The 16433-nt window shown below is 57.2% G+C and carries 9 protein-coding genes; all 9 read left to right on the top strand.

Features of this window, described 5'->3' with window-relative positions; all coding sequences use genetic code 11:
* The first annotated feature begins 44 nt into the window (after positions 1-44).
* The 9 genes from QMZ30_RS09120 to QMZ30_RS09080 all read left to right on the top strand — a co-directional run bounded on the left by QMZ30_RS09120 (position 45) and on the right by QMZ30_RS09080 (position 16255).
* Positions 45-761, top strand: a complete 717-nt coding sequence (locus QMZ30_RS09120) for a GntR family transcriptional regulator (RefSeq protein ID WP_283227118.1) — start codon at positions 45-47, stop codon at positions 759-761.
* Positions 762-1009: 248 nt separating this feature from the next.
* A complete protein-coding gene (locus QMZ30_RS09115) occupies positions 1010-1198 on the top strand; it encodes a hypothetical protein (RefSeq protein WP_039329033.1) in 189 nt (62 codons plus the stop codon).
* A 278-nt stretch (positions 1199-1476) separates the two neighbouring features.
* Positions 1477-2613 (top strand): efflux RND transporter periplasmic adaptor subunit, encoded by a 1137-nt coding sequence (locus QMZ30_RS09110; RefSeq protein ID WP_283227117.1) that lies wholly within the window; start codon positions 1477-1479, stop codon positions 2611-2613.
* A 9-nt stretch (positions 2614-2622) separates the two neighbouring features.
* On the top strand, positions 2623-5757 hold the full coding sequence (locus QMZ30_RS09105) for an efflux RND transporter permease subunit (RefSeq protein WP_283227116.1): 3135 nt from the start codon (positions 2623-2625) through the stop codon (positions 5755-5757).
* A complete protein-coding gene (locus QMZ30_RS09100; RefSeq protein ID WP_283227115.1) occupies positions 5747-7153 on the top strand; it encodes an efflux transporter outer membrane subunit in 1407 nt (468 codons plus the stop codon). Before QMZ30_RS09105 ends, QMZ30_RS09100 begins: the two co-directional genes overlap by 11 nt.
* Positions 7154-7296: 143 nt before the next feature.
* Entirely contained in the window at positions 7297-8556 is a 1260-nt protein-coding gene (locus QMZ30_RS09095; protein ID WP_283227114.1) for an MdtA/MuxA family multidrug efflux RND transporter periplasmic adaptor subunit, read from the top strand.
* Positions 8553-11759, top strand: a complete 3207-nt coding sequence (locus QMZ30_RS09090; protein ID WP_283227113.1) for an efflux RND transporter permease subunit — start codon at positions 8553-8555, stop codon at positions 11757-11759. Before QMZ30_RS09095 ends, QMZ30_RS09090 begins: the two co-directional genes overlap by 4 nt.
* On the top strand, positions 11756-14857 hold the full coding sequence (locus tag QMZ30_RS09085; RefSeq protein WP_283227112.1) for an efflux RND transporter permease subunit: 3102 nt from the start codon (positions 11756-11758) through the stop codon (positions 14855-14857). The genes QMZ30_RS09090 and QMZ30_RS09085 overlap by 4 nt, the downstream gene beginning before the upstream one ends.
* A 3-nt stretch (positions 14858-14860) precedes the next feature.
* Positions 14861-16255 (top strand): efflux transporter outer membrane subunit, encoded by a 1395-nt coding sequence (locus QMZ30_RS09080; RefSeq protein WP_283227111.1) that lies wholly within the window; start codon positions 14861-14863, stop codon positions 16253-16255.
* Positions 16256-16433 lie beyond the last annotated feature (178 nt).

Genomic DNA, 16433 nt, shown 5'->3' with positions numbered 1-16433 from the left:
AGCGTTCATTGCTCAGGGTGTATGACAAGGAGCCAGGAGTTCTTATGAGTGCCAATCTGACCTTAAAACAGAAAGAGGTCACGCGGATTGTCGCATCGCTCACGATGGCGATTGCGCAGCATAAATTGCGGCCAGGCACTCGCCTGATTGAGGCGCAGATCGTTGAGGCGCTTGAGGCCAATCGCAACCATGTGCAGGCTGCGCTGCAGCGTATGGTGTTGCAGCAAATTGTCACCATCGAGCCGAACATTGGTGCGGCTGTCGCACAACCCTCTGCACGCACCGCACGTGAGATCTTTATTGCGCGTCATGCCATTGAGTCCGCCATTATTGCCTGTATCACGCCGGAAAAAATGCAGGCCTACCGTGCTCAATTGCAAAAACAGCAACACAATGAGCACGAAGCGATTCATCAGCAGGAACGTCGCCGCATCGTCTACGAATTAGGTGAGTTCCACCTGTTGCTCGGCAAAGTGTGCGGGAATGAGGTGCTGGAAAACATCCTCAATAATTTGATGGTGTTGAGCTCGCTCATTGTAATGCTTTACCAACGTAACGAGGCGCCCATCTGCCAGTGCGATGAACATCAGCAAATTATCCGTGAGTTGGAAGCAGGCAATACCCAGCGTGCACAGTTGCTGATGCGTGAACATTTGGTTGAACTGGAACAGCAACTGGATATCAGTGAAGCCTCGCCGAATGCCATGACGCTCACCCAAGCGTTGGCGCAGGATGAAAGCCGCAAGCTTCAGGTTGAGTAATCGCCCCGACGAGCGCACAGAGTGATGTGCGCGCGTGTCGATCCATTTCTGTTGATACGCGAGTTGCTAGCTGCTCACACCTCTTAACCCTCTCTTTACATTTTCCAGTAAACAAAAAAATCCGCACTGCATTAGGCTTATCCCAACGTACCGCGATGCCGCATTCCATTTCGGTTCGCCAGCCCTGGGCCGTGTTGGTAGCACGGTGCTGGGGCGTATTAATTTGTTATTCGTTGAGGACATCAGTGATGCCAAAAACCAAAGACTGCACCCCGAAAGGGGAAGGCCGCTCCTCGGCGTTTCAGTTACGCATTCACCCTGAGTTGCACGAGCAACTGCGCGAAGTCACCGAAGATGACAACATCACCTTGTCATGCTGGTTGAAAGATCTGGCCCGCCGTGAATTGCGCCGCAGAGGGATTGAACCTAAAGGTTAGCGACGAGATTTATCACTTGAATGTAGCGGCGCGATTTATCGCGCGTTGTTCACTCAAGAGACGCGCAATTCATTGCGCCGTTACCGTTGTGCACCAGCGCATAAAAAACCCGCAAAAAGCTAAATTCCACAGCCATTTAAGGCACGAAAGGTTTACCATTTTCCTTTGGAAAATATATTTTACGCAACCTTAACAACCCCGCTTGCTTCCGCTCCCTACAATGCCATTTTGAGTCATTACATTCGTGACTATTTCCCTCCTATCGTTAGAGAAAAACTATGCGCCTGAAACTTCTTTCTGCCAGCGTGGTGTTTTTACTGGCAGCCTGCGACCAGGGCGGAGCTAAGCCCGCTGCAACGTCTACTCCCCAAGTGGGGGTGATCACCCTGAAATCTGAGCCTGTCACTTTAGTCACCCAGTTACCTGGCCGTACCACCGCCGTGCGAACCGCACAGGTGCGTCCTCAGGTCAGTGGCGTCATCCAAAAAATTCTTTTCACTGAAGGTGGAGAAGTGAAAGAGGGGCAGCCGCTGTATCAGATCGATCCGGCCACCTATAAAGCCACCTACGACAAAGCGATGGCGACCTGGCAAAACGATGCCATGGTGGCGAAGCGCTATCAGCCCTTGGCGGCTGCCCATGCAATTAGCCAGCAAACCTACGATGATGCGGTAGCGGCAGAGCGCGAAGCCAAGGCTGATGTCGAAACCGCCAAAGTGAACCTCGATTACACGCTGGTGAAAGCGCCGATTTCGGGTCATATCAGCCGTTCGATTTACACTGCCGGTGCGCTGGTGACCAGTGGGCAGAGTGACTACCTCGCCACCATCACCCAGCTCAACCCGATGTATGTGGATGTCAGTGAGTCAGCCACCGATCTGTTGCGTATGCGCCGGGCGCTGGCGGAAGGCAAGATTGCCAAAGTGGATGACAACACCGCTGCGGTGCGTCTGTCGCTGGAAGATAACAGCCAGTACGATCAGCAGGGCAAACTGGCGTTCTCCGAAGTGAACGTCGATACCACCACCGGCACTGTCGTGCTGCGTGCCGTGTTCCCGAACCCACAAAACGAATTGCTGCCGGGTATGTACGTGCACGCCAGCTTCCCACAGGGTATCCAGCAGCAGGGCATTTTGCTGCCGCCGGAATCGCTGATGCATGACAGCAAAGGCCAGCCCTATGTCTACGTGGTGAAAAGCGATAACACCATCGACCAGCGCACCATCCAGACCGGTGAAATGGTCAAGGGTGAATGGCTGGTGACCGGCGGCCTGAAGGAAGGTGAAAATGTGGTGGTGAACAACTTACAGGGTGTGCGTAGCGGAGTGAAAGTCACCACTACCGCCGCGAACACTAATGACACCCCGCCAGCCAATGCCGTTAGTCTCTCGATGACTGACGCTGCGGCACAATAAGGGGGCGTCATGTCTAAGTTTTTCATTGAACGCCCAATATTCGCGTGGGTCATCGCGATTATTGTGATGCTGGTGGGTGCTATTGCGGCCATCAGCCTGCCCGTTAACCAGTATCCCAATATCTCGCCGCCAGCGGTGTCGATCTCCGTGACCTATCCCGGCGCGAGTGCCGAAACCACGCAAAATACCGTGGTGCAGGTCATCGAGCAGCAGTTAAACGGTCTGGATGGCCTGCGTTATCTTGAGTCGAGCAGCGCCTCGGACGGGAGTGCGCAGATCATTGCCACCTTTAACCAGGGGATCAATCCGGATATCGCGCAGGTGCAGGTGCAGGACCGCGTCTCACTGGCGGAATCACAATTGCCCAGCACGGTAACCGATCAGGGTATCCGTATCCGTAAGTACCAGAAAAACTTCATGATGGTTATCGGGCTGATCTCCAAAGATGGCAAGCTAACCAACGGCGATTTGGCCGACATGCTGGTATCAAAACTGGAAGACCCGATTTCGCGTACCCCTGGCGTCGGCGACTTCATGGTGCTCGGCTCGGAATACGCCATGCGTATCTGGCTCGATCCGGCCAAGTTGTACAAATACAACCTGATGCCGAGCGATGTCTCAACGGCGATTGATAATCAGAACGTGCAGGTCTCCTCCGGTTCACTCGGTGGTTTGCCAACCATTCAGGGCGCGAAAAGCCAGGCGACGATTCTCGGTAAAACCCGCTTCACCACGGTGAAACAGTTTGAGAACGTGCTGCTGAAAGTTAACAGCGATGGTTCGCAGGTACGTCTGAAGGATGTCGCCAGTGTAGCACTCGGGCCGCAGACCTACGGCATTGACGCCACTATGAACGGCAAACCGGCTGCGGGTATTGCCTTGCGCCTCGCCACCGGAGCGAATGAGCTGGATACCGCGAAAGCGGTGCGCCAGACCATTGCCGATCTGAAAGATGCCCTGCCGGATAACGTCGAAATTCAGTATCCGTACGACACTTCTCCGGTGGTCAGTGCTTCGATTGAAGAAGTGGTGAAAACGCTGATCGAAGCGGTCATCCTGGTGTTCTTCGTGATGCTGATCTTCCTGCAAAACCTGCGTGCCACGCTGATCACTACCCTGGTGGTTCCGGTGGTGCTGCTCGGTACCTTTGGCGTGCTGGCGGCATTCGGCTACAGCATCAACACCCTGACGATGTTCGGGATGGTGCTGGCGATAGGCTTGCTGGTGGATGATGCCATCGTGGTGGTGGAAAACGTCGAGCGTGTGATGCACGAAGAGCATCTCGACCCGAAAACCGCCACCATCAAATCGATGCAGCAGATTCAGGGCGCACTGTTTGGTATTGCGCTGGTGCTGTCAGCGGTACTGCTGCCGATGGCGTTCTTCTCCGGGTCTACCGGGGTGATCTATCGTCAATTCTCCATCACCATTGTGTCGGCGATGGCGCTGTCGGTGATCATGGCCTTGATCTTCACCCCTGCGCTCTGCGCCACATTGCTGAAAGCCAGCTCGGCCGAGCATAAAACCACTGGTTTTGCGGGTTGGTTCAACCGCAAGTTTGATAGCGGCGCGATGCACTACACGCGCGGCGTCAGCAAGGTGATTTCCCGTCGCGGCCTGTTCCTGGTGATCTACCTGGTGATCGTCGGCGTGACGGGCTTTTTGTTCACCCGCGTACCCACCACCTTCTTGCCGGGCGAAGATCAGGGGCTGATGATGGTGCAGATGACGCTGCCGGTGAACTCCTCATCACAGCGTACTCAGCAGGTGATCAACGACCTGAATGATTATCTGCAGAAGAACGAAGCCTCCGTGGTCACCACCACCTTTGGTGTGGCGGGCTTTAACTTTGCCGGTCGCGGCCAAAGTAACGCCATGGCCTTTGTGCGTCTGAAAGACTGGAGCGACCGTACCCACAGCGGGCAAAGCGTGCAGGATTTGGCAAACCGGGTGATGGCGCACTTTGCCAACTACAAGAACGCCAAAATCTTCGCCATGGTGCCGCCTGCGGTGATGGAGTTGGGTAACGCCACCGGTTTCGATCTCTATCTGCAGGATACCGGCGCGCATACCCATCAGCAGATGATGGATGCCACCCACCAACTGGTGGATCTGGCCAACAAAGATCCGCATCTGACGCAGGTGCGCATGAATGGACTGGAAGATGAGCCGCAGTATCAACTGGAGATCAATGACGAGCGCGCCAGTGCGCTTGGCCTCAGCATGACCGACATCAACAACACGCTCTCTGTGGCATGGGGATCGAGTTATATCGATCAGTTCATGTACGGTGGCCGTGTGAAAGAGGTCTATCTGATGGGTAAAGCGGACTCACGCGTGACGCCATCCGATCTCAACAAGTGGTACTTCCGCAACAGCAGCGGCACCATGGTGCCATTCTCCGCCTTTGCCTCAGGCAAATGGGTGTATGGCTCGCCGCACTTCGAACGCTTTAACGGCTTAACCTCGGAAGAGATCCTCGGATCCCCTGCACCTGGCCAGAGTACCGGCGAAGCGATGAAGGCGGTTGAGCAGTTAGCGAAACAGCTGCCAAAAGGCTTCCGCGTGCAGTGGTACGGCATCTCTTATGAGGAGCAGGCCTCCGGTAACCAGACCACCCAGCTGTACATCATTTCGATTCTGGTGGTGTTCCTGTGTCTGGCGGCGCTGTACGAGAGCTGGTCGATTCCGTTCTCGGTGATCATGGTGGTGCCGCTGGGCATCCTCGGCACCATCAGTGCGGTGCTGCTGCGTGGTTTGCAGAACGATGTGTTCTTCCAGGTGGGGCTGCTCACCACGGTGGGGCTGGCGGCGAAAAACGCCATCCTGATCGTCGAGTTCGCCAAAGAGCTGCACGAACGTGAAGGTAAAACGTTGGTGGAAGCGGCGGTGGAAGCGGCCAGGCTGCGTATCCGACCGATTATCATGACCTCGATGGCGTTTATTCTCGGCGTGTTGCCGCTGACCATTTCCAACGGGGCTGGGGCCGGTAGCCAGCACTCGATTGGTACGGCGGTAGCGGGCGGGATGATCACCGCGACCTTCCTCGCCATCTTCTTTGTACCGATGTTCTATGTGGTGGTGTCGCAGTTCTTCTACCGTAAGAAAAAAGCATCCGCAGAGGTGACAACTCATGAATCTTAATTCTTTCCGAATGGCGCTGTTACCGCTGGCGATGATGCTGGCGGGTTGTACGCTGGCTCCGCACTACCAGCGTCCGGCGATGCCAGCTGAGACGGTGGGGCATTACGATCAGCCCACGGCGGTGGGCAACGTGGCCGATTTGCCGTGGCAGAACTTCTTCACCGATGCCACGCTGCGTAACCTGATTCAGCTGTCACTCGACAACAACCGCGACTTGCGCGTCGCGGCGTTGAATGTGCAGGAAGCACAACAGAGCGTCACGGTGCAGCGCGCCGCGCTGATGCCATCCATCGATGCCACGGCGAGCCAGACGTCGGCGCATGAACCTGGCAACCTCTACAACACCAAAACCACCGGGCCGGTGACCTATCATGAGCTGAATGCTGGGCTTGGGGTGACATCCTGGGAGCTGGACTTCTTCGGCCGTCTGCAAAGCTTGCGCGATCAGGCGCAAGAGCAGTATCTCTCCACCGCGGCCACCGAGCGCGCCACGCGCATCACGCTGATCTCTGAGGTGGCGACGGCCTGGTTGACGCTGGGCTCTGATAACGATCTGCTGCATCTGGCGCAAAACACCACCAAAAGTCAGCAGGAGTCGTATCGCCTGACGAAACTCAGCTACGACGGCGGCGCCAGCAGCGATCAGGATCTGGCACAGGCAGAGAGTACGGTACGCGCCGCACAAGCAGACGTCGCCAGCTATACGCGCCAGGTGCGTCAGGATGTGGATGCGCTGCGCTTGCTGGTGGGCACCGATTTGCCACCGACGCTGTTGTCGCACGCCACGCTGGATGCCAACTGGCAGTTCCCGGCCACGCCGGCTGGATTACCGTCGGATCTGTTAACGCGTCGTCCTGACATCATGGCGGCGGAACACACGCTGAAAGCGGCGAATGCCAACATTGGTGCCGCGCGCGCAGCGTTCTTCCCGAGCATCACGCTCACCGCATCGGGGGGATCGACCAGCAGCTCACTCGGCAATTTACTCAGTGGCGGCACCGGTGCCTGGTCGTTCGTACCATCAATTAATCTGCCAATTTTTGACGGCGGCAAAAACGAGGCTAACCTCAATATCGCGCATATCGAGAAACACATTGAAATTGCTGATTATGAGAAGGCGATTCAGACCGCGTTTAAAGAGGTGAATGATGCGCTGGCCGGACAGGATACCTGGCAGGATCAGATGACGGCGCTGCAACAGGAAGTCGGCGCGAACCAGCGTGATTACGACTATTCCGAATTGCGTTTTAAGCAAGGCGTAGACAATTATCTCAATGTATTAGTGGCCCAACGATCGCTTTACAGTTCGCAGCAGTCGCTGATTAGCGCGCATCTGGGCCAGTTGAGCCAGAAAATCACCTTGTATAAAGCACTGGGGGGCGGCTGGAAAGCCTGAGAGTCTTAACATTACCCTTACGGTTTCTCCATGGAAATTCCATGGCACTTCAGTCGATAATACGCGCAGTGATGATTTTCCTTTGAAATAATCCCCTGAGATAACAGGGGATTTTCCTTTTTCCTGTTTATCTGAAGAGTCCGATGACAATTAACTCCCCTCGCAAATCGCGTTTCCGCTGGCTTAAATGGCTGCTTATTTTGATTGTGCTTTTGATTGTGGCGGGCGTGGTCTGGCGCGTAGTGGGCGGGCGAGGGGGCATGCCACCAGGAGGCATGCCGCCAGGCGGTGCGCCGGGTGGTAAACATGGTGGTCATCGCGGCGGTGCCGGTGGACCGCCGGGCATGGCAATGATGATGGGCGGCGCCACCCTGGTGCACAGTGGCGTGGCGAGCACTGCCGACGTGCCGGTATACCTCAATGCGCTCGGTACAGTGATCCCTAATGCCAGCGTCACCGTCACCAGCCGCGTGGCCGGTCAACTGGAGAAAGTGTTCTTTACTGAAGGCCAGAAGGTTGCCGCTGGACAACTGCTGGCGCAGATCGATCCGCGTAGCTATCAGGCCACGCTGGCGCAGTATCAGGGCGATCTTAATCAAAATCAGGCGCTGCTGAAAAGCGCGGAACTGACGCTGGCGCGCTACAAAAAGCTGGCAGCACAGGACTCCTTGTCGCGCCAGGATCTTGACACGCAAACCGCCACCGTCGGCCAGTACAAAGGGGCCGTGGCGGCGGACCAGGCGCAGATCGCCAGCGCTAAGCTGGATATCGAATACGCACGTATCACTTCTCCAGTCAGCGGTCGCGTCGGTCTGCGTCTGGTCGATCCGGGCAATATGGTGCAAACCACCGATACCACCGGCATTGTGGTGGTGACTCAGATGCAGCCTGCCGCCGTGACCTTTAGCGTGCCACAAAGCAATATTCCGCAGCTGACTAAAGCGCTGCACAACGGTCAGAGTTTGCCCGCTGTCGCCTTTGACCAGGACAACAGCACCCAACTGGCAGAGGGTGCGGTGCAGTTTATCAGCAACCAAATTGATACCAGCACCGGCACCATTGAGCTGAAAGCGTCATTCCCTAACGAGGATGAGTCGCTGTTTGCTAACCAGTTCGTCAACCTGCGCCTGCAAACCAACGTGCTGAAAAATGCCACGGTGATCCCGGCTCAGGCGCTGCAACTCAGCAGCGATGGCAGCTTTGTGTTTGTGATTGGCAAAGACAACACGGTGACACGTAAAGCGGTCACCACCGGTCCCGCATTTGGCGAGGACCAGCAGGCGATCCTCAAAGGCGTAGAGCCGGGCGATCGTCTGGTCACTGAGGGGATCGATCGTTTGACCAACGGCAGTAAAGTCTCTCTGGCCGATGACAGCAAAACTGCCACAGCGGCCAAAAAATGAATCCGTCTCGTCTCTTTATTCAGCGTCCCGTTGCCACCATTCTGCTGATGGTTGGCGTGCTGATCTCCGGGATCTTTGCCTACAAATTCCTTTCCACCTCGGCGCTGCCGCAGGTGGACTATCCAACCATTCAGGTCACCACGCTCTATCCTGGTGCCAGTCCCGATGTGATGGCGTCTTCCGTCACCTCACCACTGGAGCGCCAACTCGGCCAGATGGCCGGGTTAAGCCAGATGACCTCCACCAGTTCGGGTGGATCGTCGATCATCACCCTCAAGTTCAGCCTCGATTTGTCGCTGGACGTCGCCGAGCAGGAAGTGCAGGCGGCGATTAATGCCGCCAATAACCTGCTGCCAACGGATTTACCGAACCCGCCGACCTACAAGAAGGTCAATCCGGCGGACACGGCAGTGATCACACTGGCGGCCAGCTCTGACAATCTGCCGCTGACGCAGGTGCAGGATCTGGTCAATACCCGCGTGGCGCTCAAGCTGTCGCAAATTAACGGCGTAGGCATGGTGACGCTGGCGGGTGGGCATCAACCGGCGATTCGTGTGCAGATGGACCCCAAAGCGCTGGCGGCACACAACCTGACGCTGGAAGACGTCAACACGTTAATCAGCAACAGTAACGTCAACGGCTCGAAAGGCGGCTTTGATGGCAAATACCATTCAGTCACCATTGATGCCAACGATCAGCTGCGCACCGCCGACGAGTACGGCAATCTGATCATCACTTATCAGAACGGTGCCGCACTGCGCCTGAATGATATCGCGCATATCGAGCAAGGCCCGGAAAACACCTTCCAGTCCGCATGGGCGAACAATAGTCCGGCGATTGTCATCAGCGTACAGCGTCAGCCTGGCGCCAACGTGATTCAGGTGGTGGATGGCATCAAAGCGCAGCTGCCGACCTTGCAGGCGGCACTGCCCGATGGCGTGAAAATGACGATTTTGTCGGACCGCACCCAGACCATTCGCGCCTCGATCAGTGACGTGCAGTTTGAGCTGATGCTGTCGGTGGCGCTGGTGGTGATGGTGACCTTCCTGTTCCTGCGTAACGTGGCGGCGACGCTGATCCCCAGCGTGGCGGTGCCGCTGTCGCTAATTGGTACCTTCGGCGTGATGTATCTGGCCGATTTCAGCCTCAATAACCTGTCACTGATGGCCCTGACCATCGCCACCGGCTTTGTTATCGACGATGCCATCGTGGTGGTGGAAAACATCTCGCGGCGGCTGGAGGAGGGCGAAACGCCGATGCAGGCGGCGCTAAAAGGCTCGCAGCAGATCGGCTTTACCATCATCTCCCTGACGTTCTCGCTGATTGCGGTGCTGATCCCGCTGCTGTTTATGGGCGATGTGGTGGGGCGCTTGTTCCGCGAGTTTGCTATTACCCTGGCGGTATCGATTCTGGTGTCGATGGTGGTGTCACTGACGCTGACGCCGATGCTGTGTGCCTATTTGTTGCAGCACATCCCGGAAGAGAAGCAGTCACGCTTCTCACGTAAAGGCGGGGAGGTGTTCGATAAGCTGGTGCGCGGTTACGATCGCCTGCTCACGGTGGTGTTGAATCACCAAAAGCTGACATTGCTGGTAGCGCTGGCGACCTTTGCACTGACCGCGCTGCTGTACATTGCTATCCCTAAAGGCTTCTTCCCGACGCAGGACACCGGTCTGATTCAGGGCGTGACCGTGGCGTCACAGGATGTCTCGTTCAGCGAGATGTCTAAGCGCCAGCAAGCGCTGGCAAAAGTGATTTTGCAGAACCCGTCGGTGGACAGTTTGTCCTCGACCATTGGTATCGACGGTAGTAATACCAGCCTCAATAGCGGACGCATCCAGATCAACCTTAAGTCGTTTGATGAGCGTGATGATAAAGCCGATGTGGTGATCAAGCAGCTACAGCAGGCGGCAGAGCAGGTGGCAGGCATTCAGCTTTATCTGCAACCGGCACAGGATTTGACGGTGAACGATCAAGTCACCCCGAGCCAGTATCAGTTCACCCTCGATGATGCTGACAGTGAAAATCTGGTGAATTGGACGCCGAAGATGATCGCCGCCTTGCAGAAGCGCCCGGAATTTAATGGTGTGGTCAGCAACCTGCAGGATCAGGGCCGCGTGGCTTATGTGGAGCTCAATCGCGACAAAGCCGCACGCTACGGCATTACGGCATCAGACGTGGATACCGCACTGTACAACAGCTTTGGTCAGCGTCTGGTCTCTACCATCTTTACCCAGGCTAACCAGTATCGCGTGGTGCTGGAAGTGGCACCGCAGTATCAGCAGTCACCGGCATCGTTTGATGATGTGTATTTGCCAGTGACCAGCAGTTCGTCAACCAGCAGCACCACCAGCAGTTCGTCGAGTAGCAGCTCATCCTCCTCATCGACGTCATCGGATAGCAGTACCACGTCGGACACCATCACAACGGGCATGGTGAAACTCACCTCGATCGCCACCATCCACGAACGCACCGGATCGCTAATGCATATGCGCCTGAACCAGTTCCCGGCGGTGATGGTGTCGTTCAATCTCAACAAGGGTTACTCGCTGGAAGATGGGCAGAAAGCCATTGCCGAGGTGACGCAGCAGCTCAATCTGCCATCCAGCATTACGCTGCGCTATCAGGGTGAAACCTCGGCGTTCCAGAGCGCGATGGGCAACACCCTGTGGCTGATTCTGGCGGCGTTGATCACCATGTATGTGGTGTTGGGCATCCTGTATGAGAGCTTTATTCATCCGGTGACGATTCTTTCCACGCTGCCTTCAGCGGCGGTGGGGGCGCTGCTGACGCTGTTGCTGGCGGGTAGCGAATTCAGCCTGATTGCGTTAATCGGGGTGATCCTGCTGATCGGTATCGTGAAAAAGAACGCGATTATGATGATCGACTTCGCGCTGGAGGCCGAAAACAAGCAGGGCATGAGCGCGCGTGATGCGATTCATCAAGCCTGTTTACTGCGTTTCCGCCCGATTCTGATGACCACCATGGCGGCGTTATTGGGTGCACTGCCGCTGATGCTGGCGTCGGGTTCCGGTGCCGAGCTGCGTCAGCCTTTGGGCCTGGTGATTGTCGGCGGGCTGATTGTCAGCCAGGTGCTGACACTGTTCTCTACGCCGGTGATCTACCTGTGGTTTGATGGTATTGCGCAGCGTGGCAAGCGTTATATGCAACGCAAACAGCAGCAGGTGCGGGACGAGCAATGAACTTAACCCGGTTGTTTATCTTTCGCCCGGTCGCCACGCTGCTGCTGACGTTGGCGATCATGCTGCTCGGCGCATTGGGCTATCGGCTGCTGCCGGTGGCTCCACTGCCGCAGGTGGATTTCCCCACCATCATGGTCAGCGCCAGCTTAGCGGGTGCCAGCCCGGAAACCATGGCGGCCACGGTCGCCACGCCGCTGGAACGTTCGCTGGGGCAGATTGCTGGCGTCACGGAGATGACCTCGAGCAGTTCGCAGGGGTCCACCACGGTGATTTTGCAGTTTGACCTCGACCGCGATATCAATGGCGCGGCGCGCGATGTGCAGGCGGCGATCAATGCCGCACGCAGCCTGCTGCCGAGTTCGATGGAATCACTGCCGACCTATCGCAAAGCCAACCCCTCTGATGCGCCGATTGTGATGCTGGCACTGACGTCGGCCACGCGCACGCCGGGTGAACTCTACGACCTCGCGGAGAGTAAAATCGAGCAGGCGATGGGGCAGGTCAAAGGTGTGGGTGAAGTGTCGCTGATGGGCAGTGCGTTGCCTGCGGTGCGCATCGATCTGCAACCGCTCAAGCTGACGCAATACGGTATCTCGCTGGATACGGTGCGCGAAGCGATTGCCAACAGCACCACCAATAAGCCCAAGGGCATTCTGCAAGGCAGCAGCCAGTCATGGGTCGTGGACAGCAATGGTCAGTTAGACAAGGCAGCACAGTATCAGAACCTGATCGTCAGCTATAAAGATGGCAATGCGGTGCGTTTGCATGACGTCGCCACCGTCTACGACTCAGTAGAGGATCAGTATCAGGCGGGCTTCCTCAACTCGATGCCGTCGGTGATGGTAGGCATTAAGCGCCAGGCCGGTGCCAATATGCTCGACACCATTGATGCCATCAAAGCGCAGCTACCGGCGCTGGAGAAGGATCTGCCGGCCGATACCCAACTGAAAGTGGTGGTGGATCGTTCACCCACGGTACGTGAATCCCTTTACGACACCGAAGAAACTTTGCTGATTGCCATGCTGCTGGTGATTGCCGTGGTGTTTGTGTTCCTGCGCAACGTGCAGGCGGTGGTGATCCCGGCGCTGGCGTTGCCGGTGTCGTTGATTGGTACCTGCGCCTTTATGTATCTGCTGGGCTACAGCCTCGATAACCTGTCATTGATGGCGCTGATCATTGCCACCGGCTTTGTGGTGGATGACGCCATCGTGGTGCTGGAGAACATTACCCGCCATATCGAAGAGGGCTTGAGTCCGCTGCGCGCGGCCCTGAAGGGGGCGCAGGAGGTGAGTTTCACCGTGCTCTCGATGACCATGTCATTGGTGGCGGTGTTTATTCCGATCTTGCTGATGGGCAGTATTGTTGGGCGGTTGTTCCGCGAATTTGCCGTGACGCTGACCATCTCGCTGCTGATCTCAATGTTCGTCTCGCTGAGCTTGACGCCGATGCTGTGCGCCCGTCTGCTGAAGCCCAAACCGAAAGTCAGTAAACGCCCGCACCCGCTGTATCAGTTTATTGAAAACCAGTTGAACGCCTTGCTGGCGGCCTATTCGCGCGGTCTGGCCTGGGTGATGGCACACCAGAAGATCACCATGTTCAGCCTGGTGCTGACGGTGCTGCTCAATCTGTTCCTGTTCTCTGTGGTGCAGAAGGGCTTCTTCCCCAACCAGGATACCGGGTTGCTGATGGGCGCACTGCGCGCCGACCAGAATATCTCGTTCCAGGCGATGAAGCCGAAGATGCTGGAGTTCACCAAAATCATCCAGTCCGATCCAGCGGTCGAGAGTGTGATGTCGTCGATGGGCAGCGGTATGTTTGGCTCGCGCAACAGCGCCAACTTCTTTGTGCGCCTGAAAGATTTCAGCGATCGTGATGCCACCGCCACCGAAGTGGCGAACCGCCTGAGTATGAAGACCAGTCATATTGCTGGTGCGCAGATGTTCCTGATGGCCGCGCAGGATTTGCATATCGGTGGACGCAGCGCCAACGCCACCTATCAATACAGCCTGCAGGCGGACGATCTGGATGTGCTGCGTGAGTGGACGCCTAAAGTGCAGGCGGCGCTGGCGGCGATCCCACAGCTTAACAGCGTAGATTCCGACTCACAAACCGGAGGGCAGGAAGTGGTGATCAATATCGATCGCGACCGCGCCCAGCGTCTGGGTGTGAATGTGCAGATGCTGGATACCATGCTCAACAACGCCTTTAGCCAGCGCCAGGTGGCCACCCTCTATCACACGCTGAATCAGTATCACGTGGTGATGTCATTACAGAGCAGCTACACGCGCGATCCGGAGATACTCAAAGAGCTTTACGTGATCAATGACAGCGGCGATCGCGTGCCGCTCTCCGCGTTTGCCAGCTTTGTGGGCGGTAATGCACCGCTGTCGGTAGCGCATCAGGGCCAGTCGGCGACCAGCACGGTGGCGTTTAACCTCAACGATGGCGTGTCACTGGAGCAGGCGCAGGCACTGATCAAACAGGCGATGGCGCAACTCGGCCTGCCATCCACCATTCAGGCTGGCTTCGCGGGTACGGCGGCGGCCTTCGCCCAGCTCACCGCCACCATGCCTTGGCTGATTCTGGCGGCGCTGGCAGCGGTGTATATCGTGCTGGGCGTGCTGTATGAGAGCTATATCCACCCGATTACCATTCTCTCGACGCTGCCGTCGGCGGGGGTGGGCGCACTGCTGCTGTTGCTGCTCACCAACACCCAACTGACGGTGATCGCCCTGATTGGCATCATTCTGCTGATCGGTATCGTGAAGAAGAACGCCATCATGATGATCGATTTCGCGATCCACGCTGAGCGCACCAAAGGCATGTCGCCGCAACAGGCGATCACCCAGGCCTGTTTAATGCGCTTCCGCCCGATCATGATGACCACGCTGGCCGCTTTCTTTGGTGCTTTGCCTTTGGCACTGGGCAGCGGCGGCGATGCCGATTTACGCAGCCCGCTCGGGCTGGCGATTGCCGGCGGTTTGGCGTTGAGCCAGCTGCTGACGCTGTTTACTACGCCAGTGGTTTATCTCTGGCTTGATCGTTTAAGCCGTGCCACCAAACGTCAGTGGCAGCGGTTGCGCCATGTGGAATCCTGATAGATGAAAATGTCTCTGAAATTGACGCCAATCGTGATGGCGCTGCTGTTGGCGGGCTGTGCTGTTGGCCCTGATTATCAACGCCCCACTATGGCGATGCCAACCCACTTCAAAGAGGCCAAAGGCTGGCAACAGGCCACGCCGCAGGATGCGCAAAGCAAGGGGGAATGGTGGCTGGTGTATCACGACGATACCCTCAGCAGTCTGCTGAGCCAGGTGAGCATCTCCAACCAAAACGTGGCCAGTTATGCGGCACAGTACCGTGAAGCCCAGGCGCTGACATCGCAGTCACGCGCCGCGCTGTTCCCTTCGGTGAGTTACGATGCCAGCAGCACCCGCAGCGGCAGCCGTTCCAGCGCCACCGGGCAGCGCAGCGTCAGCAACGCGCACGCCGCCGATCTGAGCGCCAGCTGGGAACTGGATTTGTGGGGCAAACTGCGTCGTACGCTGGAAGAGAACAAAGCCAGCGCCCAGGCGAGTAAGGCCGAGCTGGCGAATATTACGCTCAGCGCCCAATCTGAGCTGGCGCAGGACTACTTCCAGCTGCGTATTCTCGACGAAAAAATTGCCTTGTATCAGCGCAGTATCGACGCCTACCAGCGTTATCTGACGGTGATTCAGAACAAGTACTCAGCGGGCAGTGAATCCCGCGCCACGCTGGCACAGGCGCAGATGCAGTTGGAGAGCGCGCGTGCCACGGCGCAGGATTATCAATGGCAGCGCGCGCAGTCAGAGCACGCCATTGCGCTGCTGCTGGGGCGTGCGCCTGCTGACTTCTCACTGCCGGTGGCGAAGCTGAACGCCACGTTGCCTGCTATCCCAAATAGTCTGCCTTCGGCACTGCTGCAGCGTCGGCCGGATATCGCCTATGCCGAGCGTAACGTCGCGGCCGCCAATGCCGCTGTCGGCGTGGCGATTGCCGGTTATTACCCGGACCTGACGTTAAGTGCCAGCGGCGGTGTCAGTTCGTCGGCGATCAACAGCCTGTTCTCGCTGCCGAATCGCGTCTGGTCGTTGGGGCCAGAGCTGAGTGGCACGCTGCTGGACTTCGGGGCTACTTCCGCCAAGGTGGAGCAGGCGCGTGCCGCCTATGACGCCAGCGTAGCGGATTACCGCCAGTCGGTGCTCACCGCGATGGGCGAAGTGGAAGATTATCTGGTGCAGCTGAATACGCTGCAGGGCGAGATCGCGTCACAGCAGTTAGCCACCACCGCCGCGCAAGAGTCGGCGCGGGTCACGCGCAATCAGTATGATGCCGGGATGATTGATTACCTCGATGTCGCGACCACCGAGAACAGCAGCCTGAGCGAGCAGCAGAGCCTGCTGTCGTTGCAGAGCACACAGTGGGTGAGTAGCGTCGAACTGATCGCCGCGCTGGGCGGTGGCTGGCAGGGGTGATTTTTTTAGAACGGCGTAATCATTCGGCAGGTCGCTATCAATGGCGTTATGTTTGTCTGTTAAGGACTGACGATAACGCCGTCTGGGGCCGCACCGGGGCAGGCGGTCCTCGCGCCGCTACGCGGTGCCTTCACTTCACTCGTCTGCCTTAACGGACCGGTGCCGATGGAACATCCAT

Source organism: Pantoea sp. EA-12 (assembly GCF_030053355.1).
In the GTDB taxonomy this organism is placed as follows: Bacteria; Pseudomonadota; Gammaproteobacteria; order Enterobacterales; family Enterobacteriaceae; genus Pantoea; species Pantoea vagans_C.
The sequence above is the reverse complement of the archived record's forward strand: the minus strand, read 5'-3'. Positions and strand labels throughout refer to the sequence as shown.